This window comes from Pseudomonas sp. GT1P32, assembly GCF_054897805.1.
Genome location: NZ_CM142704.1, coordinates 6337891 through 6360412, shown reverse-complemented (window position 1 = coordinate 6360412; position 22522 = coordinate 6337891). Strand labels below are relative to the sequence as shown.

Below are 22522 nucleotides of genomic sequence, written 5' to 3'. Positions count from 1 at the left end.
TGAATCTCAGTCGCCGTCGCGATTTGCGACAACACGACAGAACCCGACGGCCCCGAATTTCATCCCACGCCCGCCACCAAAGGGCTGTCCGGCCCTTCCGGACAGTTGGCACAGCCATTGCGAAAGCCTCGTTCTCACGAACAACAAGAGGCCTCGCCATGACGCTCCCCTACCTGCTTCCCGCCACCTCGGCGTTCATCCAGCGCGCCCCGCGCATGCTTATCGGCGGCGACTGGGTCGAGGCTGCCGACGGTCAGACCATGCCACTGCACAACCCGGCCACCGGCGAAGTGCTGTGCGTGGTGCCGCGGGCCACGCCCGAAGACGTTGACCGTGCGGTGCTCGCGGCGCGTCAGGCGTTCGATGATTCCGCCTGGACCCGCACCCGCCCCCGCGAGCGGCAGAATTTGCTGTGGAAACTCGCTGACCTGATGGAACGCGACGCCGAACTGCTGGCGCAGCTGGAATGCCTGAACAACGGCAAGAGCGCGGCGGTGGCCCAGGTAATGGACGTTCAGTTGTCCATCGATTTCCTGCGCTACATGGCCGGTTGGGCGACCAAGATCGAAGGTTCCAGCGTGGAAGTGTCGTTGCCGCTGATGCCAAACGATCAGTTCCACAGTTTCATTCGTCGCGAAGCGGTGGGCGTGGTCGGCGCTATCGTCGCCTGGAACTTCCCGCTGCTGCTGGCCTGCTGGAAACTCGGCCCGGCCCTGGCCACCGGTTGCACCGTGGTGCTCAAACCCGCCGACGAAACCCCGCTGACCGCCTTGAAACTCGCTGAACTGGTGCTGGAAGCGGGTTACCCCGAAGGCGTGTTCAACGTGGTCACCGGCACTGGCATCACCGCCGGTTCGGCGCTGACCCACAACCCGCTGGTGGACAAGCTGACCTTCACCGGCTCCACCGCCGTCGGCAAGCAGATCGGCAAGATCGCCATGGATTCCATGACCCGCGTCACCCTGGAACTGGGCGGCAAATCGCCGACCATCGTCATGGCCGACGCCGACCTGAAGACCGCTGCCGCAGGCGCTGCCAGTGCGATTTTCTTCAACCAGGGTCAGGTCTGCTGTGCCGGTTCGAGGCTGTATGTGCAGCGCAAGCATTTCGACAATGTGGTGGCGGACATCGCCGACATTGCCAACGCCATGAAGCTCGGCAACGGGCTGGACCCGAGTGTCGAGATGGGGCCGCTGATCTCGGCGCGCCAGCAGGAACGGGTTTACGGGTACATCGAAAAGGGTCGGGAAAGCGGAGCGACGATTGCCTGCGGCGGTGAACAATTCGGGCCGGGATTCTTCGTCAAACCGACAGTGATCGTTGATGTCGACCAGAAGCACTCGCTGGTGCAGGAAGAGATCTTCGGGCCGGTGCTGGTGGCCATTCCATTTGATGATGAAGCCGATGCGTTGCGCATGGCCAACGACAGTCCCTATGGGCTTGGCGCGAGCATCTGGTCGAATGATCTGGCGGCGGTGCACCGGATGATCCCGCGGATCAAATCCGGTTCGGTGTGGGTCAATTGCCACAGCGCCCTGGACCCGGCGCTGCCGTTTGGCGGGTACAAGATGTCTGGGGTCGGGCGGGAGATGGGGTATGCGGCGATTGAGCATTACACCGAGTTGAAGTCGGTGTTGATCAAGCTTTGATTTTCAGCGTTCTTTAGGCCGCCTTCGCGGGCAAGTCGGATCGCCGCATCGCTCGCTCCTACAGGTTTTCGCGCCCTTGTAGGAGCGAGGCTTGCCCGCGAAGAGGCCAGCCCAGTCACCACAAATTCAGGGCTTGAACCCCTGCCCCAACAACCAACTGCGAACCATCCTGCCCTGCTCCATCGTCAACCCGGCTAATGCTTGTTCCGCCGGTTCAGTGCGCAACCGCCGCACAAGAGGCGCCAACTCAACCCCCTGCACATGCCAGATCCCCAACGGCTGATCCGCTGTGATCACCACCTCGGCCTCATCCACAAACCCATCCTTCAACACCGGCGCCCGCTCGATCCGCAGCGCAGCAAAATCCGCCTCGGCATGCGCCACCTCGGCATCCGGCCACTGCCGCCGCGCCTGCCAGAATGGTTGATCCAGCCAACGCTGCTCATCGGCATAAAAATCCCGCCCGATCCGCGCAAAACGCAAAAACAACTGCTCTACCCGCTGCTGATGAAAACGTTGGGCCAACGCCGCCCGCTCAGGTTTTCGCAACAACGTGTTGATCACCGTCGGCGCCTGCAACGCCGAGGACAAGGACTGAAAGATGCCATTGCCCGACAGCGGGTCCACCGCCATCGCCGCATCGCCGACCCGAATCCAGTTTTCGCCGCACACCTGCGGGCTCAGAATCGCGGTGCTGCTGCGGGCGTGCAGCTGTAGATCGACCTCATGTTCGACACCAAAGAACTCACGCGCCAACGAGGAACCCTGGCGCTGCTGGCGACAGTATTCGAGCAACTGCGCCTTGCCCGGCAGCTCGGCGCTGGCCACGTCCACCGTCCACTGCCAATAACACTGACCGTCCGCCCGTCGCGCCATCCACGCCCAGCCATCCGCAAGGCTTTCCACGGCACTGGCGGTGTTGCCCGGCGCGCCTTGCCAGCGATTGAGCAGGCTGACCGTCTCCGGCCCGCGCAGCCCCTTGCCGAGTGCCGGTGCCTGGCGTCCGCGCGCCTCCACCAGAAAATCGGCAACCAACGCTTCGTGCCCTTCGATCTCGACCCGATGTCCCTCAGCCGAGGTCTGAACGCTCAGCACCCGACCTTCAATCAGCTCAACGCCCGCCAGGCGCAGGTCCTCGCGCAGACCTCGATCAAAGCTCGGACGGTCCAGCAGGAATTCGATGTTTTGCGCATGCTGCTGACCGTTCCACGACACCTGGCGCTGCGACGGCAACGCCGCATCCGCCAGCGCCTGATGCAGACCGGCACCGCGCAAGGCCTCCAGCACCCGCAGCGAAACGCCTTCCAGCGCGGCGAACCGGCGCCACTCGCTGACCAGCGTCACGGGGTAACCGAGCCGTCGCAAGCCCAAGGCAACCGCCGCCCCCGCCGGCCCCGCACCCAGAATCAGGATCATGCTCCGAAGCGCCGTTCAGGACCGCGATAACGGGCATTCTTGCGCAGCCAGTCGATGATCTGTTCGTTGCTCGCCTCGGGCTGTGAAACCAGGAAACCGGCAATGTGCCCGCTCAACGCCGCGCAGCCCAGACTGGCACCGGACTGCCCCGGATACGTCCCGTGCACGCACGCCGCGAAATCCGCCTGAGCGCTGTTGAGCCAAGACCATTCCTGTTCGGCGCAACGCGCATCGCCGGTCACTCGCAGCACCTGTGGATAATTCGCCGGGAACACGCCCTCGCCCTGCGCCGGGCTCGACGCACACAGCAGAATGCCTTGCGCTACCGCTGCCGCGCAGGCTTCGCGCAATAGGCTGCGGTCCTGGCGCAAACCAAGGCTCAGATTGATCAGCCGTACGTCCTGCGCCACCAGCCAGTCAATCGCCGTGGCGATCTGCAAGGCGCTGGTGACGCCACGCTGGTCGAACACCTGAGCCACGCAGAACACAGCCGAAGGGGCCCGATGACTGATGGCTTCGATCACCGCGCTGCCGTGGCCGAGCGGGTCGTCGCGCAAGTCACTTTCGGCCAGGCCGTCCGCCAGCAACGAGAACCGTCGCCCGGCGATCACCTGCACCCGCTGCGCCGCCGAATGGCCGCTGTCCACCACACCGATTCGCAGTTCAGACTTCATGCTGCACCGTTTTCGACGTGAGCACGCCGTCGAGCAATTCGAAGCGCAGGTCGGCATCGGCCAGGGTTGAGGGGCGATGACTGATGAGGATGCGCGTGCGTCCGGTAAACAGTCGGTCAATGGCCTCGATCACTTCACGCTCGGTGGCTTCATCCACCGCCGAAGTGGCTTCGTCGAGCACCAGAATCAGCGGGTCCTGCAACAGTGCCCGGGCGATGGCGATGCGCTGTTTCTGCCCGCCGGACAACTGCTGACCGCGTTCGCCCAACGGACTGTCGAGGCCTTCGGGCAAAGAGTCGATCAGGCTGTCGAGTTGCGCCAGCCGTGCTACTTCGGCGATTGCTTCGCGGCTGGCATCGGGCACGGCGTAAGCCAAGTTGTCGGCGAGGCTGCCGCGAAACAGCACGATGTCCTGACTGACCACGGCAATCCGCCGGCGCAACTGGAACAGGTCCAGTTCCCGCAGGTCGACCTCGCCGAGCAGCACCCGCCCGGACTGTGGATCGTGATGCCGTTGCAGCAAATCGATCAGCGTCGATTTGCCGACGCCAGAGCCGCCACTCAGGGCGACTTTCAAACCGTAGGGAATCCGCGCTTCGATGCCGCGCAAGGTGCTCGGCCGACCAGGGTGGCTGAAGTGCACGTCGTCGAAACGCAGTTCGCCAGAGGTCGGCATTGGCCGGGGTTCAACGGGGGTCAACACGGTCGGTTCTTCACCGCGTAATTCCATAACGCGGCCGAGACTGACCGTCATCCGCTGAATCGCCACGTAGAGTCCAAGCAGGCTCTGAACCGGCCCGACTGCCATGCCCAAATAAGTGGAAAACGCGATCAGCGCGCCCAGTTGCCAGGTCCCCTGCACCACCCAATAACCGCCAATCAAAAACGCACAGGCACGGGACAGCGAGGTCAGCGTGCCCGGAACCGCCTGGGTGAAAAACTCGGTGACTTGCAGGCGCAGCAATTGACTCATGTAGCCTTGCCCCAACGCCTCCAGACGCCGCGACTCACGTTGCTGCTGACCGGCCGACTGAATGAATTTCATCACCGGCAGGGTCTCGACCATGAACGACGACATGTCCGCCGAACGCTCGCGCAACTGGCGCACATCGCGCTCGACCTTGCGCCGCATCCAGCGCAGCCAGAGCACGTCGAGGGGAATCAGCACCAACGCCAGCAGCGACAACTTCCACGACAACGTCAGCAGCATCGCCACGGCGACCACCAGGCCGATCACGCTCGACACTGCCGAGAACAGCGAGTCCACGGCGAAGCGCTGGATCTCGGCGACGTCGCCATCGAGGCGCGACATCAAATCACCGATGCGCCGTTGCCCGTAGAAGCTCGGCGACAGGGTTTGCAGATGCCGATAAAGGTCGTCGCGCAGCGAGAACAGAATCCGCCCGGACAGCCGCGTGTGCAGGTAACGATTGATCCCCGAGAGCGCCGTGCCGAGCAGCCCGGCGACGATCATCAACCCGGCGATCAGCACCAGCATGGGGAAGTTGCGGGCCAGCAAGCCATCGTCGATCAACAGCTTGGTCAGCCAGGGTTGCACCAGCACCAGCGACGAGGCGCAGACCGACAGACCGAGCAGTCCGGCAATCGCCAGACGATGCGGGCGCACAAAGCTGTAGAGCCAGCGCAACGCCGCTTGCAGGGCTTCGGGATTCTGGCTGTCGATCAGCCGAACGATCAGGCGCTGCATCACGAACGCAACTGTTTGAGCTTGCGGTACAAGGTTGCGCGGCTGATGCCCAAGGCGTCGGCGGCGGCCGAGACGTTGCCCTGATGGCTGTCCAGGGACTGGCGAATCAGCTCCAGTTCGTTTTCGCGAATGCTCCCGGATGCAGGCCGCTCACTGGCGTTCAGTTCATCGAGCATGCTGTCGGGCAAGTGATCGAGGGTGAGGACGGTGTCCCCCGGTTCGCGCATGGCCAGCGCCGTGCGCAAGACCATTTCCAGTTGGCGGATGTTGCCCGGCCAGTGGTAACCCGCGAGCAAGCGGTTCAAGTCGTCATGCAGGAGCATGGCCGGTGCGTCTAGCCTGGCCAACAGACGACCGACCAGCGCGCTGAAATCGTCGCGTTCGCGTAGGGCCGGCAACATCACGCTGATGCCGTTGACCCGATAGAACAGGTCTTCACGGAAGTGTTTTTCTTCGACCAGACGTTTGAGGTCGCGGTGGGTCGCGCAGATCAGGGCGACGTCGATGTCCTGTTCTTCGCCAGCGCCCAAAGGCGCGACTTTACGGTCCTGCAATACGCGCAGCAGACGCGCCTGCAAGGCCAGCGGCATGTCGCCGATTTCGTCGAGAAACAACGTGCCGCCATGGGCCTGTTGCAAACGCCCGATCATGCCGCCGCGACGGGAACCGGTGAACGCGCCTTCACGGTAACCGAACAGTTCCGACTCGATCAGGCCTTCGGGGATCGCCGCGCAGTTCACCGCGACAAAGGGCTTGTCGCAGCGGCTGCCGGCCATGTGCAAGGCGCGCGCGATCATTTCCTTGCCGGTGCCGGTTTCGCCGAGCAGCAACACCGGCAACTCGTTGGCCAGCCCCTGACGGGCCATGCGCAGGGCGCGGGCATAACGGACGTTGCTGCCGGCCAGGGAATCGAGATCCGGTTGAGGTTTGGCGGTTTTCGCCGGGCTGCGCGGCGGCGTGCTGACGTTGATCGAGCGCTGCGGTGCGCGCAGGGTTTTATAGAAAAATTCGCCTTTGGCGGTCTGCAAACTGCCGACGCCGCCCTGATGCAAACGCGACAACAGTTGCAAGCCATCGACGCCGAGAAACTCTTCGCAACGGCGACCGACCAGCGCCGAGCGTTCGGCATGGAGCAACTGACACGCCTGGGCGCTGACCGCAAGAATCTGCCCGCCGAGGCTTACCGCCAGCAAACCCTGCCAAGGGGATTCGAGGTACTGCCGACGGCTGTGGAACGCCAGCACGATCTGGTCAGGGAAACTGGCGTTGAACACCCGGCTTTCAATCTGGCTGACCGCCATGGCCAACAGCGCGGTGCTGTCGTGAACGCGGCCGAGCGGGCCTTCGCGGGTCAGGTCGAGGACGCCGAGGATGTCGCCTTGCGGGCAATAAATCGGCACTGAGGTGCAGGAGAAATCGGTCAGGCGATCAAGGTAATGCTCGCCGCAATCGATCATCGTCGGCCGGGCTTCCACCAGTGCGGTGCCCAGTGCGTTGGTGCCGCGAGCGGCTTCGCTCCAGCAAGCCCCAAGGGTGATGTCTTGCAGGCCGCTGCCCTTGAGGCGATCGGCACGGCCTTCGACCGCGAGGATGGTCGCGTCGGAATTGGCGAGGATGATCAGGCCTTCCTTGCCCTGGCGGTCGGCCAGGTAATCGATCGCCGGCAATGCCGCGTCGATCAGCAGGCGATTGTTCGCCAGCAACACGTCGAGGCTCGCGCTCGATTCCAGCGCCAGTTCATGTTTGCTGTTGAAATGCACGCCATGGCTGAGGCTGCGTCGCCACGATGCATCGATTTCCGCCCGCAACACGCCATCGGGGACTTCACCCTCAAGATGGAGTTTTTCCCGGGCGAGCCGGGCTTCACGGTGCAGCTTGGGGGAAGTTGTTTTTATTAGCGTCATCAAGCGCTCCGGATCGGTCCGCCCTGCGCTTTTTTAAGTTCAGCGCCCTGCCGCAATCTTTACGTTAACGTCAGGGCGATGGCAAGTGTGTTTCATCCGTTGCACCGCGTTATCGTTCTTCGCGAGCAGGCTCGCTCCCACAATGGCAGGTGTTGACCGAAAATCTTCAATTCCACTCGTTCAATTGTGGGAGCGAGCCTGCTCGCGAAGCGGTCTTCCATACAACCCAATGCTCAGAACTGCCACACCTCGGGCCCGACAAAAAACGCCCGTGCATTGTCCTCAAGACTCTCCAAGTGATACCCACCCTCCTGCACAATCAGGCATGGCAACCCAAGGCTGCGAATCCGCTCACCCAGCCGCGCAAACCCTTCCCGCGTCACCGCCACTTTGCTCTGCGGGTCCAGCTCGAAAATGTCGAAACCCAGGGACAGCACCAACACCTCGGCCGCGAAATCCTTGACCGCCGCCAGCGCCACCTCCAGTTGCCCAAGAAAGTGCGCCTCACTCGAACCATGGGCCATCGGCAAGTTCAGGTTGAACCCCTCGCCCGCCCCGGCACCGCGCTCATCCGCAAACCCGGCAACCCCCGGATAGAAGTTGGTCGGATCGCCATGCACCGAGACATACAGCACATCATCGCGGTCGTAGAAAATCTCCTGAATCCCCTGACCGTGGTGCATGTCAGTGTCGAGCACCGCAACGCGTTCAAACCCGCCGCGCAACACCTGCGCCGCCACCGCCGCGTTGTTCACATAGCAGAAACCACCGGCCGCTTCGGCTCGGGCGTGATGCCCCGGTGGACGGCACAACGCGTAAGCCGCCGGCTCGCCATCAAGCAACGCCTGCGCCCCGGCCACTGCGCTTTGCGCCGACCAATAGGCCGAACGCCAGGTCTGTTCACCCACCGGGCAACTGCCATCCGCGAGATAACGTGCGGCCTGAGCCAGGATTCCGCGCAGAGCGTTTGGCTCACGGACGAAGATGTTCGACATCACTTCGTCGCCCCAATCCTCGGGGATTTCCTTCCAGCGCTGATGCGCTTCCTGGAGAAACGCCAGGTACGGCGCACCGTGCACCGCCAGCAGCGGATCAAGTCCGGCATCCACCGGCTGCTCGACTTTGAAGCCCAGCGAGCGAGACGCCTGCACCAGTCGCTGCGCACGCTCCGGCACTTCCTGCGGCGTGCGCATCTGTCCGCGGGAGTAATAGCTGCGTGGATGGTGAAGCAATTGTTCGGGATGGAAAAAACTGCGCATGGGATTGATACCTGTCAGTTAACGTAAATCTTCAAACCGGGCATGTTCAATTGTGGGAGCGAGCCTGCTCGCGAAGGCGGTGTGTCAAACAACATTGGCTTCGACTGACACGCCCTCATCGCGAGCAGGCTCGCTCCCACAGGGGTTTGGCGTTTATTCAGCTTTACCGGCGCGGGACAGCACGGCGTTGAGCAGCACGTCGGTGCCTTGCCGCACGTCTTCCGGCAGCACGTCTTCCGCTTCGTTATGACTCAAACCGCCCACGCACGGGATGAACACCATCGCCGTCGGACAGAACCGCGCCAGGTGAATCGCGTCATGCCCGGCACCGCTGACAATCGATTGCTGAGCGTAGCCCAGGGCATCCACAGCGTACTGCACCGCCGCCACGCAGTCCGCGTCGAACGGTGTCGCCGGGCTGATCCAGTGCGGGGTGATCGTCAGGTTCAGGCCGCGACCGTCGGCAATCGCCTGCAGCCGCGCGCGCACTTGCTGCTCCATCGCGTCGATGGCGTCGTCGCGGTGATGACGCAGGTCGACGGTAAAATTCACCAACCCCGGAATGGTGTTGCGCGACGACTTGTTGATGCTCAACTCACCGACGGTGGTCAGGCCCTCCGGGGCGAAATCGGTGGCCAGACTTTCAATCGCCTGAATCATCCGCGCCACGCCGTACAGCGCGTCCTTGCGCAGTGGCATCGGCGTAGTGCCTGCGTGAGCGGCCATGCCTTCGACCCGCACGTCGAGCCAGCGAATCGCCTGGCCGCCGCTGACCACGCCGATGCTCTTGGCGTTGTCTTCAAGGATCGGGCCTTGTTCGATGTGGGCTTCAAAATACGCATCCACCGCGCCGCCCAACGGACGCTCGCCGGCATAACCGGTACGCTTCAGCTCATCACCGACGCTGATGCCATCGACATCCCGCACCGCCAGCGCCGCGTCCAATTGCATGATGCCGGTGAACACCGCCGAGCCAAACATCGCCGGGGTGAAGCGCGCGCCTTCTTCGTTGGTCCACACCGCCACTTCCAGCGGCTTGCGGGTCTGGATGCCGAGGTCGTTGAGGCACCGCACCACTTCGAGGCCGGCGAGCACGCCGTACACGCCGTCGAAGCGTCCGCCTTCAGGCTGTGTGTCGAGGTGGCTGCCCATCATCACGGGCGCAGCGTCCGGGTCAGTGCCGGCGCGGCGGGCGAACAGGTTGCCGATGGCGTCCACGCTCAGGGTCATGCCGGCTTCGCGGCACCAGTGGGCAAACAGTTCGCGACCTGCTTTGTCTTCATCGCTCAAGGCCAGTCGGCAACTGCCGCCACGGGCGGTCGCGCCGATTTCGGCCATCGCCATCAGACTCGCCCACAGGCGTTCGCCATTAATCTTCAACATGAGGTTCTCCAAGACAATTCAAATCCCTGTAGGAGCCGGCTTGCCGGCGATGGGGCCTTCAAGACATGCACTAATCTTTCGGACGCCATCGCCGGCAAGCCGGCTCCTACAGGTTCGGTTGTGCGTAATTGATCGGTGTCAGGCGTTGGCTAGTTCGACGCGTTCAGCGCTGGCATGGCGACGGGCAAGGGACAGGACGCAGATCAGCGAAGTCGCAGCAATCAGGCTGTAGAACAGCGCCATCGGCCACCATTGACCGGCGAATTTATGCGCCAGCAGCGTGCCGATCAGTGGCGTCAAACCACCGGCCACGGCGCCACAGATCTGATACGCCAGTGAAATCGCCGTGTAGCGCACGCGGGTCTCGAACATGCCGCTGACGTACCCGGCGATCACCGCGTAGAACGACGCCATGCACACCACCGCCAGCGCGATGCCAAGGATGATCAGTGGTGCCTGGCCCGAGCTGACCAGCACGAACATCGGGTACGGCGAGGCCATTGCCAACAACGACACCAGGCACAGGAAACGCGTGGCGCCGATTTTTTCCGCGAGCCACGCCGCCAGCGGCTGAATGCAGAACTGAATGATCGCCACCACAAACAGGCACTCGAGGATCAGCGAGCGCGGCAACTGCAGTTGCTGGGTGGTGTAGGCGATCATGAAGGTGTTGGTGAAATACACCCCGGCAATCCCCAGGGTGTTGGCGCCGATGCACAGCAACAGCGGGCGCCACGCGGTGCGCAGGACTTCCATGACCGGCGCCTGCTCTTTACGCGTGCTCTTGGCGGCAAGTTCACGACTGGCGAGGAATTCCGGTGACTCGTTCACGCCCAGTCGAATCGCCAGCCCCACCAGCAACAGCAACGAACTGGCGAGGAACGGCAGGCGCCAGCCCCAGCTCATCAAGTCTTCTTCCGGCAAACGGGTGACTGCGCTGAATGCCAGCAGCGACAGGATCAAACCGGCCGGGCTGCCAAGTTGCGCGAAGGACGCAAAGAAATTGCGCCGACCTTTCGGCGCATGCTCGCCGGCCATCAAGACCGCCCCGCCCCACTCGCCACCCACGGCAATGCCCTGGACGATGCGCAGCAGAATCAGCAGTACCGGCGCTGCGGCGCCGATCTGTGCATAAGTCGGCAGCAAACCGATGCAGACCGTGACCACGCCCATCATCAGCAAGGTGATGATCAGCGATTTCTTGCGCCCGATGCGGTCACCGATGTGGCCGAAGATGATCCCGCCCAACGGCCGCGCAAAGAAGCCCACGGCGAAGGTGCCGAACGCGGCCATGGTGCTGAACAGTTTGTCGTCGGAGGGGAAGAACAGCGCGCCGAACACCAACGCGGCGGCGGTGGCGTAAATGTAAAAGTCGTACCACTCGATCATGGTGCCGATGAAGGCTGCGGCTGCCGCACGGCGCGGCTGGGAAGAAGCTGGGGGCTTCATGGTTCGGACTCCATTGATTGTTTTTTTGGCAGGAGAAAAGCAGTAAATCCAAGGCACTCTGACGGCGCCTGTCTGGGAGTGATTTATCGTCCCGGGGCTATGATTAGTCAATTTTCTATTTATTATGCGTAGTATTACGACAGCTTATAATCGAGAGCCACATGGCCGAACGCGATGTGCAACGCCTGCTCAATGACCGACTGGACTGGAACCTGCTGCGCACCTTTCGGGTGATCGGCCAGGAGCTGAGCATCAGCCGCGCCGCCGCCCGCCTGCACCTGACGCAACCGGCCGTGAGCCAGGCATTGAAGCGTCTGGAAGAACAACTCGGCCGCCAACTGATCGCCCGTCGCGGGCCACGTTTTGCCCTGACCGAAGTCGGCGAGCAGATCTTCGCACTGGCCGGGGAAATCTATGGGCAGATGTCCCAGGTCAGCAGCGTGCTGGAGCAACCGGCCGACGAAGTGATCGGCAAGGTGCGCCTGTTGATCATCAGCCGGATCTACTCGGAACGCTTCGATGACTTCCTCGCGGACTTCCATCGGCAGCACCCGCGGGTCGATCTGGAGGTGGACGTGATGCGCAGCTCCGACATCGTCAGCGCGCTTCAGGAAAAAACCGCGACGCTGGGGCTGAGCCTCAATCGCCGTCCGCAACCGCGCTTGGAGCAACGGTTGTTCCTGCGTCAGCGCTATGCGTTTTTCTGCGGCAAGCATCATGCGATGTTCGGCCAGCAGAACGTCGACCAAGGGGATTTGCAACGGGAGAATTTCGTCAGTTTCACCAGCGACCAGATCGGCGGCATGCTCTCGCCGCTGACGATTTTTCGCGATCAGCAGGGCTTCAGCGGACGCATCGTGGCGTCGTCACCGAGCCTGGAAGAAGTGCGGCGACTGGTGATCGCCGGGTTCGGTATCGGCTGTTTGCCCGAGCACGTAGTGGCGGCGGACGTCGACGCCGGATTGCTCTGGCGCCTGCCGCCCCACGAAGGGATTGCCGACGTGGACATTCATTTGCTGTGGAACCGCGAGCAGCGCATGAGCCGGGCCGAGACGATGTTCATCGAGAGCCTGCAACGCTGCCTGACGGCTTAGACGCGCAACACCTGCGCGACCGGTTCACCGGCGCGCAAACGTTCGAGCAAGCGCGGTTCGGCATGATCGGACGCCAGCGCCTGCTCGATGACACCGGCCGCGGTGTGCCAATCGAGAAACAGCACGCCGTTGTCGTCCGCCAGCACCAGATCACCCGGCTGCACCGTGACGCCTGCACAGTGAATCGGCTGGTTGATCTGGCTGTCGCCGCGACCGTGCAGCTTGGTGGTCAGCAGGCTCGTGCCGCGAGCGAAGACCGGTAATCCGCCCTCACGCAGCTCCAGCAAATCAGTCACGGCGCCGTCGACCACGATGCCCGCCGCCCCGGCACAACTCGCAGCACAACTGGTCACCGCGCCGACCGGTGCGTGTTGCCAGTCGCCGCCGGTGTCGATCACCAACACGTCGCCCGGCTTTATCAGCGCCAACGCCTGGTTGACGGCAATGGCATCGGCGCCCACCAATTTCAGTGTCAGTGCACGGCCCACCAGTTTCACATTGGGCACCATCGCCCGCAGTTGCGAATCGGCAAAACCCGCCTCCAGAAAATGGCCAAGGGTTGGAAAGCTCACCGCTTTGAACTGCTCGATCAACTGTGATTTATCCATGCTGCGGCTCCCTGGCAATCACCTCGGCCACACAGTCGATTTCCAGCGACACGCCCCACAATGCCACGCACACCGTGGTTCGCGCCGGCGGCGCATGGCCGAGAAACTCGCGATACACCGCGTTGAACGGCTCCAGTTGCGCGGGATCGGTGAGGTACGCGTTGACCTTGATCACGTGGCTGAAACCCGAGCCGGCTTCAATCAGGATCGCCTCGAGATTGCGCAAGGTTTGCCGCACCTGTTCGGTGAAATCGGCGGGCTGCTCATCGAGTGTGCTTTGGGCCGGAATCTGCCCGGCGGTGAACACCAGATGGCCGCTGACCACCGCTTGAGAGTAAGGCCCGACCGGGCCGATGAAGCCCGGAGCGGATTGAATTCTGCGCATGCTGTTGAGCTCCATGAATCACGCCGCAGCCGATTTGAAAGGTTTGCGAACGGGTTGATCGGCGGCCGGACCCGCCGCCGGGATTTCGCTGATGTCGCGCTTGAACGTCTCGGTCAGCAGCAACAGCGCCAGCAAGGAAATCAGCGCCGCGCCGATCATGTACCAGGCCACCGACGAGCCTTTGCCGGTCGCGGCGAGCAACGCAGTGGTGACGATGGGCGTTGCGGCGCTGCCGAGCAGGCCGGACAGCATGTAGCTGATCGACAGTCCCGAATAACGCACGCGGGTGCCGAACAACTCCGCCAGGAAGGTCGCGATCGGCCCGTAGTTGGCGGCGAATGCCGTCATCAACAGCAAGTAGCCGAAGATCACCAGCGACAGCTCCTTGGTGTCCATCAGCCAGAACATCGGGAACGCGACCAACGCCTCGGCAACGATGCCGGCGACAATGATCGGCTTGCGGCCGAACCGGTCCGACAACGCGCCGAACACCGGCAGCATGACGATGCACCAGGCGCAGGACAGCAGCACCACGCCCAGCATCACGCTGCGACTGAAACCGAGATTCTGCGTGCCGTACGTCAGGCCGAACGCGACGATGATGTTGAACGACGCGCCGGTCGACATCGTCGCAATACCGCCGAGCACCACTTGCTTCCAGTACTTGCGGAAGACTTCGGCCAGCGGCATTTTCACCTGCACTTCCGCTTCCTTGACCTTGTTGAAGGCCGGGGTTTCCGCGATGTTCAAGCGGATATACAAACCCACGGCGATCAGCAGCACGCTGGCCAGAAACGGAATGCGCCAGCCCCAGGCCAACAGGTCTTCAGGCGACAGCCACGCGGCAATCAACAGAAACGCCAGGTTGGCAATCATGGTCCCGGCCGGGACGCCGATCTGCACCCAGGAACCGTACAGGCCGCGCTTGTTGGCCGGCGCATGTTCCACCGCCATCAACACCGCCCCGCCCCACTCACCGCCCAGCGCCAGGCCTTGAATCACCCTCAGCAATAACAACAGGATCGGCGCCCATATCCCGATGGCCGCGTAATTGGGTAACAAGCCGATCGCGAACGTGGCGGCGCCCATGGTCAACAGCGAAATCAACAACATCGACTTGCGACCCAAGCGGTCACCGAAGTGCCCGAACAACGCGGCACCGACTATTCGGGCGACATACGCTGAAGCGAAAGTACCGAACGCCAGCAACGTACCGATCAAGGGCACGAAGTCCGGAAAGAACACCTTGTTGAATACCAGCGCCGAAGCGGTGGCAAACACAAACAGGTCGTACCATTCAACCGTGGTGCCGATGACACTGGCCACGGCGACTTTTTTCATGCTGATTGCAACTTCCGGTGGGGCACCGGACTTTTCTGCGGACGATAGATCGCTCATCACTGACTCCAGGAATTCTTCAAGAACTCGTTTATTTAATTGTTTTGACTGGCAGTAAATCGTTTGAGAGTGAGGGATTGTTGTTATGTATCGCCCAACTGAGTGGGCGAGTTTTTATATTCAGTAACCCAGTAATCGGTCCGCGTTATTCAATAAAGATTCGCCGGCATTTAAGCGGCGAAAGTTCTCCGCAACTTGTTCGGCAATGCAGTCGTGGGAGGCCGCCGAAGCCATGTGCGGTGTGATCGTCACGCCGGGCATTGTCCAGAGACGGTGATCAACCGGCAGTGGTTCTTGCTCGAAAACATCCAGCAGCGCGCCACGCAGTTTTCCTCGTTTCAGGGCGTGTTCGAGGTCGTCGATATTGAGATGACCACCCCGGCCGCAATTGACCAACGCAGCGCCATTGGCCAATTGTTCGAAAGTTGAATGACCAAGAATGCCGCGAGTTTCGCTGGTCAGCGGCAACAAGTTGATCAGCAACTCCACACCCTCAAGAAACGGTTTCAGGTTTGCCGCACCGGCGAACGTCTGCACGCCGTTTATCGTCTTGTCACTGCGCGCCCAGCCACGAACGTCATAACCGGAAGCGGCCAGATCCTGAGCGATGGCGCTGCCCAGCGATCCCAGCCCCATCACACCCACCTTGAATTGCCCCGCCGCCCGTTGCAGTGGCCGTTCCCAGCGCTGCTCCTGTTGCTGCAACAGCACATGATCGAAACCACGGTGATAGTGAATCACCGCCCAGCGTACGTATTCGGTCATGCCCTGACGGTGACCGGGATCGACCACCCGGCACACCGGCAGATCCGGGCAGGACGGGTCGTGATCGAGGTGATCGATGCCGGCCGCCACCGAGTGAATCACCTGAAGGTTCGGTAACGCGGCGAGGCTGCCCGGCAAAGGGAACCAGCACGCCGCAATCTGCGCATTTTTGGCCAGCGGATCATCCGCCAGCACGGTGGTGAGCTGCGGTGCGCTGCGGGCGAACGCGGCTTGCAGTTGTTTGAGCAGCAAGGTGTCGCGGGACAGCAAAACCACGGTGTTCATGACAGATAGGACTCACGCTGGGATTCGATCAGGGTCAGTGCGGCCTCCCAGGCCAGGTCGATGATGTTGTCCTGCTCATCGCGGTCAAACTGCTCGGCAGTGTGTGCACACACTTCCGGCGACGGGTAATGCAACGCTGAACCGCCGGCCAGCGCCGCCACCTGCGCCTGACAGGCCCGCTCCAGAAAGTGGATCTCCTGGAACGCCTGGGCCACGCCGGAGCCGCCGACCAGCAAACCGTGATTGCGCAGGATCATTGCCCGGTGCGGCCCCAGATCAGCAATCAACCGCTCGCGCTCATCCAGCGACAACGCAATGCCTTCATAGGTGTGATACGCCAATTTGCCGTAGAACTTCAGCGCGTGCTGACTGATCGGCAGCAAGCCCTGTTTCTGCGCCGCAACGGCCATGCCGGCGGCGGTGTGAGTATGGATCACGCAATTCAGGTCCGGACGGGCCATGTGGATCGCCGAATGAATGACGAACCCTGCGGCGTTGACCCGATGACCTTCGTAATGCGGGTCGACGACTCGCCCTTCCTGATCGATGCGCACCAGATCCGAGGCGCGCATGCGGTCGAAAATCACCCCGTAGCGGTTGATCAGAAAGTGATGTTCAGGCCCTGGAATCCGCAGGGTGATGTGGGTGTCGATCAAATCGGTCATGCGAAAGTGCGCGACCAGCCGATACAGCGCAGCCAGTTCGCAACGGGCCTTCCATTCAACCGGGCCGATGTGTTCAGGTTTACTCACGAATACACCTCTTTAGCAGCGTGGGTGACGACCGGGTTGGCGCGCAGGCGGGCCAGCCCGCAAACACCGATCAGGGACAGGGCCGAGAGCAAGGTGAAGAACACCGCCAACGGCAGCCATTGTCCGGAAAACTTGCTCGCCAGCAGCGTGCCGATCAGCGGCGTGGTGCCGCCGGCCAGTGCACAGCTCAATTGGTAAGCGATGGAAATGCCCGAGTAGCGCAGGTGCACCGGGAACGCCTGGGTCATGTAACCGGCGATCACCGCGTACAGCGCCGAAAGGATCACTACCGCGAGGGCGATGCCGAGGGTCATCAACAGAATGTTTTGCGTGCCCACCAGCAAGAACATCGGGTACGGCGTGACCATGCACAGCAGCGCAACGAGCTTGAGAAAACGACCTTCGCCTATGCGCTCGGCGAGCAGTGCGCTGAGCGGTTGCGAGAGCAACTGAATGACGGTCACCAGGAACAGGCAATCGAGAATCGTCGAGCGTGCGATGCCCTGATACTGGGTGACGTAGGTGATCATGAAAGTGTTGGTGAAGAAGAACCCGGCCGAGCCGATGGTCACTGCGGCGGCAGCGAACAGGATCTGCCGCCAGCACGTGCGGATCACTTCCTTGACCGGGTACCTGGCGGTTTCGTTGTTGTCTCGCGCCTTGGCGAATTCCGGCGACTCATGAACGCCGGAGCGGATCATCAGGCCGACCATCATCAGCACACCACTGGCGAGGAACGGCAGACGCCAGCCCCAGGCAAGGAAGTCTTCGGGTTCGAGTGATGTCACCAGGCGAAAAGCAATCAACGCCAGTAACAAACCGGCCGGGCTGCCGAGTTGGGCGAATGACGCGTAGAAGGTTTTGCGCTTGGCCGGCGCGTGTTCGCTGGCCATCAACACCGCCCCGCCCCACTCGCCGCCGACGGAAATGCCCTGGATCAAACGCAGCACGATCAGGCCGATCGGTGCCCAGATGCCGGCGCTAGCGTAACTCGGTAACAGGCCAATGCCGGCAGTCGCCACGCCCATCAGCGCCATCGTCACCAGCAACATTTTCTTGCGGCCCAGACGATCGCCCAGATGTCCGAAAACCATGCCGGCCATGGGACGGGCGATGAAGCCGACGGCGAAACTGCCAAAAGCCGCCAGGGTACTCATCACCGGGTCGCTGCTGGGAAAGAACACTTGCCCAAGCACCAACGCCGCCGCGGTGGCGTAAATGTAAAAGTCGTAGAACTCGATGGTCGTGCCAATGAAGGCAGCGGCCGCCGCTCGACGCGGCTGTGCGGTGGTGTGCATGCAAGGACCCTGTGTATTTATAGTTTTGGGCAGGTACTGAAGGCTGTTTGCGGTTGCGCTCTGTGGCGCTTGTGGGCTTTATCGCTTCCATGCCAGAATTAGTCAATTTTCATATTCTTATCTTTACTATTAGCGCTGCTACTACATGGGATTGTCATGACTTCCACTAACCCCTGGGTGGGCCGACGTTTTCTGAATGATCGCCTCGACTGGAACCTGCTGCGCACCTACCTTGTGATCGGCCAGGAAGGCAGCATTAGCCGTGCCGCAGCGCGGTTGCACATCACGCAGTCAGCCGTCAGCCAGGCGTTGAAACGGCTGGAAGAACAACTGGAATGTGTGTTGATTGCCCGTAGCGGGAGACGGTTTGACCTGACGGAAACCGGGGAAGAAGTCCTGCGCATTGCGACGGATATCTACGGCGACATTTCGCGATTGGGCACGGTGGTGGAGAGTCGTCACGATGACGTGGTGGGCAAGATCCGCATCCTCACCGTCAGCGGTGTGCAGGCGCGGCATTACGACGAGTTCCTCGCCGATTTCCATGAAACCCACCCGAAAATCGAGCTGGAAGTCGAGGTGATGGGCAGCTCGAACATCATCAGTTCGTTGCTGCAAAAGACCGCGACCATTGGCGTCGGCCTGTGTCGTTTACCGCAGCCGCGGCTGGAACAGCGAGTGCTGTTCCGCGAGCGTTATGCGTACTTTTGCGGGCAGCGTCATCGGCTGTTCGGACAAGAGAATCTGACGCTGGAACAGCTCGCCGCAGAAAACTTCGTCAGTTTCACCAGCGACCAGCTCGGCGGAAATCTTTCGCCGCTGACGCTGTTTCGCGACCAGCAGGGTTTTACCGGCAAGATCGTTGCTTCATCGACGAGCTTCGAAGAGATTTACCGATTGATTTGCGCTGGCTACGGGATTGGCTGTCTGCCCACGCATTTGGTGAAAAGGGATGTCGAGCAAGGGTTGCTGTGGCGGTTGCCGCCGGAGGATGGGGTGGTGGATTTTGATATTCAGTTGCTGTGGAATCGCGAGCAGAAGATGAGTCAGGCGGAAACCGTGTTCCTCGAAAGCTTCCAGCACATGCTCAGCATTCGTGAGCCTGTGCTGTGAAGCCTTGATCGATTAAACGTGAGGATCACCGGGTGGTTTGCTCGGCGTGGCATATTGCGGTTTCAGGTGGCCGTCCTGATCGAGTAACCAGGCGTCCATGATCTGTCGCACCACAGGCCCGGCGACGCGACCTCCGGCCTCGCCGTTTTCGATCATCACCGAGATGACAATCTTCGGGTGCTCGGCCGGCGCGAAGCCGACAAACAAGGCGTTGTCGCGGTTCCGCTCCAGGGTTTTCGCCCGGTTGTAGCGCTCACCCTGTTTGATCGCGACCACTTGCGCGGTACCACTTTTCCCGGCGATGCGGTACTGGGCGCCTTGGGCCGCCGCTCGGGCGATGCCGCGAGCGTCGTGCATGACCATTTGCATGCCATGGTTGACCTGTTCCCAGTCACGCGGGTCTTTCAACAGGATGTTTGGCATCGGATGCTCATCCACTGGCGTCACACCATCCACGGTCTTGGCCAGATGCGGACGGTTCCATACACCTTTATTGGCGATCAGCGCGGTGGCTTGAGCCAGCTGCAGCGGCGTGACCTGCATGTAACCCTGGCCGATGCCGAGGATCACCGTTTCGCCGGGGAACCACGCCTGACGGCGCGTGGCGCGCTTCCAGGCCTGAGACGGCATCAAGCCGGCAGACTCTTCGAACATATCCAGCGAGACCTTCTCGCCAAGCCCGAACATCGCCATGTAGTCGTGCAGGCGATCGATGCCCAACTTGTGCGCCAGGTCGTAGAAGTAGGTGTCGTTGGAGCGCATGATCGCTGCGTCCATATCCACCCAACCGTCGCCGCTGTGGTTCCAGTTACGGTACTTGTGATCGAAGTCCGGGAGCTGGTAATAACCCGGGTCGAAGACGCGGGTTTGCGGGGTCACGACACCCGCATCCAGGCCGGCAATCGCCACTTCGGGCTTGATGGTCGAACCCGGCGCGTAGAGACCGCGCAGCACGCGGTTGAACAGCGGCCGGTCGATGGAGTCATGCAGTGCCGCGTACTCCTTGAAGCTGATCCCGGTCACGAACAGGTTCGGGTCAAAGCTTGGCTTGCTGACCATGGCCAGCACTTCACCGGTCGATGGATCGAGCGCGACCACTGAACCGCGACGATCACCCAACGCTTCTTCGGCGGCTTCCTGAAGTTTGACGTCGAGGCTCAGGACGATGTTTTTACCAGGCACCGGATCGGTGTGCTTGAGCACTCGCAGCACGCGACCCTGGGCGTTGGTTTCGACTTCTTCGTAACCGACGTGGCCGTGCAATTCTGATTCATAAAACTTTTCAATCCCGGTTTTTCCGATGGATTGGGTGCCTCGATACTCGACAGTATCCAGGGCCTTGGATTCTTTCTCGTTGATTCGACCGACGTAGCCGATGGAATGGGCGAAGTGCGCGCCCAACGGGTAATGGCGAACGAACTGCGGCTCAACGTCGATTCCGGGCAGGCGGAATTCGTTGACGGCGAGTACGGCGATTTGCTCTTCGCTGAGTTCGTAGAACAGCGTGACGGGCACAAAGGGGTGGCGCGCCTGCTTCATCGCCTTGTCGAACAGCGTCCGGTCCTCTAAGGGCAGGTGCAGGAGATTGACCACCTCATCCAGTTCTTCTTTGACGTCAGCAGCGCGTTCACGGGTGATGGTCAGGTTGAAACTGGGGCGGTTGTCGGCGAGGACCACGCCGTTGCGGTCGTAGATCAATCCGCGCGTGGGGGTGATGGGCAATACGTGGACGCGATTGTTTTCGGAGATGGTCGAGTGATAGTCAAACTCGACCACTTGCAGCACGTACATGCGCACCACCAGTGCGCAGGTGATAGCGACGACGAACAAGGCGCAAGCCATCAGTCTTTTGTTGACCAGGCGCGTCTCTTTTTCGTGGTCCTTGATCGGGATCGGTTGAGGCATTTCTGCAGCTGCTCTTTAACTAAAAAGGGGCGCCGATCCGTAGGCTTGAAATCAGTCCGTTAAAAAAACGAGCTGCACCATACCAAAAACCGTGCGGTCACTTTAGTGCGATTTCCTCTAACGGTTGTCCTTGAGGGCCAAAACGACGGTTGGTTTTTTCTGACTCGTGCGATTTGTTCAAAATTGATATTCCGATTCATGCATTTTTCTTGCAGATAGGCCTGTGGATACTGGGTGCATGTCATTCCCTTTTTGGAGTCTTTTCATGCACCCACGATTTACACGATTGCTCGGTTCGAACGGTTTTTCCATTGGGCTGGAGCTGCCACTGGATAACGATTGGTCCAGCGACGGCCAGCGCCGACGAATTGCCGAGGATCGCCCTTTCGGTGTTCCGGATCTGAAGCAACATGCAGCGATGGCGAGGCTGGCGGACAAGGCTGGGTTCCGTGCTCTGTGGGTCCGCGATGTGCCGGTTTACGACCCGAATTTCGGCGATGCCGCACAGGTTTTCGAAACCTTTTCCTACCTTGGGTACCTGGCCGGAATTACCGACAACATCATGTTGGGTACGGCGGCGGTTGTACTTCCATTGCGTCAGCCTTGGCTCACCTTGAAGTCAGCAAACAGTGTTGATGAGTTGAGCGATGGGCGTTTACTGCTTGGCGTGGCCAGTGGTGACCGGCCTATGGAATATCCGTTGTTTGGGGTCGATTACGATCAGAGGGGAGAAATATTTCGCGATACGGTGGAGTTGTTGCGCGACCAGGGTGAAGGCCGTCTGCCTGAAGGTGCGCACTTGCTTCCGCAGCGCGATGAAGCGGCTCCATTGTTGGTGGCAGGTCTTGGCCAGCAATCACCTGCATGGATTGGTGAACACATGGATGGCTGGCTCGCCTACCCGGGTACGCCAGATGAACATCGGCGCCGGGTCGGGTTGTGGCGCGAGGTGGGTGGGGATAAGCCTTACATCAGCTTCGTCCACCTTGATTTGGCCGCCAATCCTCACGCCCCGATGCGACGTGTGCGTTTCGGCGGCATTTGCGGGCGGTTGGCGCTGATTGATGAGCTTCAGGCATTACGTGAAGCCGGGGTACAACATGTTGGCCTGCATGTGCGTCGTAGCGAACGCCCGGTTGCCGAGGTTATTGAAGAGATTGCTGAATACGTTCTGCCAATGTTTCACTGACAATGCAGTGCCTTACAGGGCAGCCAGTGTGGCTGCCCTTATTTTCGCCACTTTCCTGCGGGCAAAACAAAACCCCAACTGCTTTCGCAATTGGGGTTTCGGAATTTAATCTTGACGATGACCTACTCTCACATGGGGAAACCCCACACTACCATCGGCGATGCATCGTTTCACTGCTGAGTTCGGGATGGGATCAGGTGGTTCCAATGCTCTATGGTCGTCAAGAAATTCTTGAGCTGACGCGTCTTGCGACGTTCCAGCGAATTGGGTATGCGATAGTTTGTGTGT

General features: G+C 61.2%; 18 protein-coding genes and 1 rRNA gene. 4 read left to right on the top strand and 15 right to left on the bottom strand.

What is annotated here, in order from left to right:
• Positions 1-158 precede the first annotated feature (158 nt).
• Positions 159-1649 carry an aldehyde dehydrogenase family protein gene (locus tag ACYZUC_RS29135; RefSeq protein ID WP_008039918.1) on the top strand — a complete coding sequence of 497 codons (1491 nt, stop codon included), beginning with the start codon at positions 159-161 and terminating at the stop codon, positions 1647-1649.
• 126 nt (positions 1650-1775) lie between these two features.
• Here the strand turns inward: ACYZUC_RS29135 and qhpG are convergent, their stop codons facing one another.
• The 7 genes from qhpG to ACYZUC_RS29100 form a co-directional block, all read right to left on the bottom strand.
• Entirely contained in the window at positions 1776-3065 is a 1290-nt protein-coding gene (gene qhpG / locus ACYZUC_RS29130) for a flavin-dependent monooxygenase QhpG (RefSeq protein WP_461992057.1), read from the bottom strand.
• On the bottom strand, positions 3062-3739 hold the full coding sequence (qhpE, locus tag ACYZUC_RS29125; RefSeq protein ID WP_008027979.1) for a subtilisin-like serine protease QhpE: 678 nt from the start codon (positions 3737-3739) through the stop codon (positions 3062-3064). Before qhpE ends, qhpG begins: the two co-directional genes overlap by 4 nt.
• Entirely contained in the window at positions 3729-5447 is a 1719-nt protein-coding gene (locus ACYZUC_RS29120; protein ID WP_461992054.1) for an ABC transporter ATP-binding protein, read from the bottom strand. Before ACYZUC_RS29120 ends, qhpE begins: the two co-directional genes overlap by 11 nt.
• Positions 5447-7351 carry a sigma-54-dependent Fis family transcriptional regulator gene (locus ACYZUC_RS29115; RefSeq protein ID WP_461992052.1) on the bottom strand — a complete coding sequence of 635 codons (1905 nt, stop codon included), beginning with the start codon at positions 7349-7351 and terminating at the stop codon, positions 5447-5449. The genes ACYZUC_RS29120 and ACYZUC_RS29115 overlap by 1 nt, the downstream gene beginning before the upstream one ends.
• Positions 7352-7584: 233 nt before the next feature.
• Positions 7585-8610: a histone deacetylase family protein gene (locus ACYZUC_RS29110; protein ID WP_461992050.1), complete on the bottom strand. Its 1026-nt coding sequence runs from the start codon at positions 8608-8610 to the stop codon at positions 7585-7587.
• 153 nt (positions 8611-8763) lie between these two features.
• A complete protein-coding gene (locus ACYZUC_RS29105; protein ID WP_461992048.1) occupies positions 8764-9993 on the bottom strand; it encodes a Zn-dependent hydrolase in 1230 nt (409 codons plus the stop codon).
• 138 nt (positions 9994-10131) lie between these two features.
• Complete coding sequence (locus ACYZUC_RS29100; protein ID WP_461992047.1) at positions 10132-11442, bottom strand: MFS transporter; 1311 nt, start codon at positions 11440-11442, stop codon at positions 10132-10134.
• Between the two features lie 161 nt (positions 11443-11603).
• Between ACYZUC_RS29100 and ACYZUC_RS29095 the strand changes: the two genes are divergently transcribed.
• Positions 11604-12536, top strand: coding sequence for a LysR family transcriptional regulator (locus ACYZUC_RS29095; protein WP_192228852.1), 933 nt, complete (start codon positions 11604-11606; stop codon positions 12534-12536).
• On the opposite strand, the gene ACYZUC_RS29090 is transcribed toward ACYZUC_RS29095, so the two are convergent.
• The 6 genes from ACYZUC_RS29090 to ACYZUC_RS29065 form a co-directional block, all read right to left on the bottom strand.
• Positions 12533-13144, bottom strand: coding sequence for an RraA family protein (locus tag ACYZUC_RS29090; RefSeq protein WP_008027996.1), 612 nt, complete (start codon positions 13142-13144; stop codon positions 12533-12535). The genes ACYZUC_RS29095 and ACYZUC_RS29090 overlap by 4 nt on opposite strands.
• Positions 13137-13529 carry a RidA family protein gene (locus tag ACYZUC_RS29085; protein ID WP_223437932.1) on the bottom strand — a complete coding sequence of 131 codons (393 nt, stop codon included), beginning with the start codon at positions 13527-13529 and terminating at the stop codon, positions 13137-13139. The genes ACYZUC_RS29090 and ACYZUC_RS29085 overlap by 8 nt, the downstream gene beginning before the upstream one ends.
• A gap of 18 nt (positions 13530-13547) precedes the next feature.
• Positions 13548-14927, bottom strand: a complete 1380-nt coding sequence (locus ACYZUC_RS29080) for an MFS transporter (RefSeq protein ID WP_461992044.1) — start codon at positions 14925-14927, stop codon at positions 13548-13550.
• A gap of 120 nt (positions 14928-15047) precedes the next feature.
• Positions 15048-15977: a 2-hydroxyacid dehydrogenase gene (locus ACYZUC_RS29075; RefSeq protein WP_461992042.1), complete on the bottom strand. Its 930-nt coding sequence runs from the start codon at positions 15975-15977 to the stop codon at positions 15048-15050.
• Positions 15974-16729 carry a class II aldolase/adducin family protein gene (locus tag ACYZUC_RS29070; protein WP_008045063.1) on the bottom strand — a complete coding sequence of 252 codons (756 nt, stop codon included), beginning with the start codon at positions 16727-16729 and terminating at the stop codon, positions 15974-15976. Before ACYZUC_RS29070 ends, ACYZUC_RS29075 begins: the two co-directional genes overlap by 4 nt.
• Positions 16726-18027 (bottom strand): MFS transporter, encoded by a 1302-nt coding sequence (locus ACYZUC_RS29065; RefSeq protein ID WP_461992040.1) that lies wholly within the window; start codon positions 18025-18027, stop codon positions 16726-16728. The genes ACYZUC_RS29070 and ACYZUC_RS29065 overlap by 4 nt, the downstream gene beginning before the upstream one ends.
• A gap of 156 nt (positions 18028-18183) precedes the next feature.
• Between ACYZUC_RS29065 and ACYZUC_RS29060 the strand changes: the two genes are divergently transcribed.
• Positions 18184-19140 (top strand): LysR family transcriptional regulator, encoded by a 957-nt coding sequence (locus tag ACYZUC_RS29060; protein ID WP_461992038.1) that lies wholly within the window; start codon positions 18184-18186, stop codon positions 19138-19140.
• Positions 19141-19152: 12 nt separating this feature from the next.
• Here ACYZUC_RS29060 and mrdA read toward each other — a convergent pair whose 3' ends face one another.
• Complete coding sequence (mrdA, locus tag ACYZUC_RS29055; protein WP_461992036.1) at positions 19153-21045, bottom strand: penicillin-binding protein 2; 1893 nt, start codon at positions 21043-21045, stop codon at positions 19153-19155.
• Between the two features lie 265 nt (positions 21046-21310).
• Between mrdA and ACYZUC_RS29050 the strand changes: the two genes are divergently transcribed.
• A complete protein-coding gene (locus ACYZUC_RS29050; RefSeq protein ID WP_461996782.1) occupies positions 21311-22234 on the top strand; it encodes a TIGR03571 family LLM class oxidoreductase in 924 nt (307 codons plus the stop codon).
• A 109-nt stretch (positions 22235-22343) separates the two neighbouring features.
• Here ACYZUC_RS29050 and rrf read toward each other — a convergent pair.
• Positions 22344-22459, bottom strand: a 5S ribosomal RNA gene (gene rrf, locus ACYZUC_RS29045).
• Between the last annotated feature and the right edge of the window lie 63 nt (positions 22460-22522).

Excerpts from the sequence above, each read along its gene's own strand:
- qhpG (WP_461992057.1), bottom strand. The coding sequence starts at position 3,065 with ATGATCCTGATTCTGGGTGCGGGGCCGGCGGGGGCGGCGGTTGCCTTG.
- ACYZUC_RS29135 (WP_008039918.1), top strand. The coding sequence starts at position 159 with ATGACGCTCCCCTACCTGCTTCCCGCCACCTCGGCGTTCATCCAGCGC.
- ACYZUC_RS29095 (WP_192228852.1), top strand. The coding sequence starts at position 11,604 with ATGGCCGAACGCGATGTGCAACGCCTGCTCAATGACCGACTGGACTGG.
- ACYZUC_RS29090 (WP_008027996.1), bottom strand. The coding sequence starts at position 13,144 with ATGGATAAATCACAGTTGATCGAGCAGTTCAAAGCGGTGAGCTTTCCA.
- ACYZUC_RS29050 (WP_461996782.1), top strand. The coding sequence starts at position 21,311 with ATGCACCCACGATTTACACGATTGCTCGGTTCGAACGGTTTTTCCATT.
- ACYZUC_RS29085 (WP_223437932.1), bottom strand. The coding sequence starts at position 13,529 with ATGCGCAGAATTCAATCCGCTCCGGGCTTCATCGGCCCGGTCGGGCCT.
- ACYZUC_RS29105 (WP_461992048.1), bottom strand. The coding sequence starts at position 9,993 with ATGTTGAAGATTAATGGCGAACGCCTGTGGGCGAGTCTGATGGCGATG.
- ACYZUC_RS29120 (WP_461992054.1), bottom strand. The coding sequence starts at position 5,447 with ATGCAGCGCCTGATCGTTCGGCTGATCGACAGCCAGAATCCCGAAGCC.
- qhpE (WP_008027979.1), bottom strand. The coding sequence starts at position 3,739 with ATGAAGTCTGAACTGCGAATCGGTGTGGTGGACAGCGGCCATTCGGCG.
- ACYZUC_RS29060 (WP_461992038.1), top strand. The coding sequence starts at position 18,184 with ATGACTTCCACTAACCCCTGGGTGGGCCGACGTTTTCTGAATGATCGC.
- mrdA (WP_461992036.1), bottom strand. The coding sequence starts at position 21,045 with ATGCCTCAACCGATCCCGATCAAGGACCACGAAAAAGAGACGCGCCTG.
- ACYZUC_RS29065 (WP_461992040.1), bottom strand. The coding sequence starts at position 18,027 with ATGCACACCACCGCACAGCCGCGTCGAGCGGCGGCCGCTGCCTTCATT.
- ACYZUC_RS29075 (WP_461992042.1), bottom strand. The coding sequence starts at position 15,977 with ATGAACACCGTGGTTTTGCTGTCCCGCGACACCTTGCTGCTCAAACAA.
- ACYZUC_RS29100 (WP_461992047.1), bottom strand. The coding sequence starts at position 11,442 with ATGAAGCCCCCAGCTTCTTCCCAGCCGCGCCGTGCGGCAGCCGCAGCC.
- ACYZUC_RS29080 (WP_461992044.1), bottom strand. The coding sequence starts at position 14,927 with ATGAGCGATCTATCGTCCGCAGAAAAGTCCGGTGCCCCACCGGAAGTT.
- ACYZUC_RS29115 (WP_461992052.1), bottom strand. The coding sequence starts at position 7,351 with ATGACGCTAATAAAAACAACTTCCCCCAAGCTGCACCGTGAAGCCCGG.
- ACYZUC_RS29110 (WP_461992050.1), bottom strand. The coding sequence starts at position 8,610 with ATGCGCAGTTTTTTCCATCCCGAACAATTGCTTCACCATCCACGCAGC.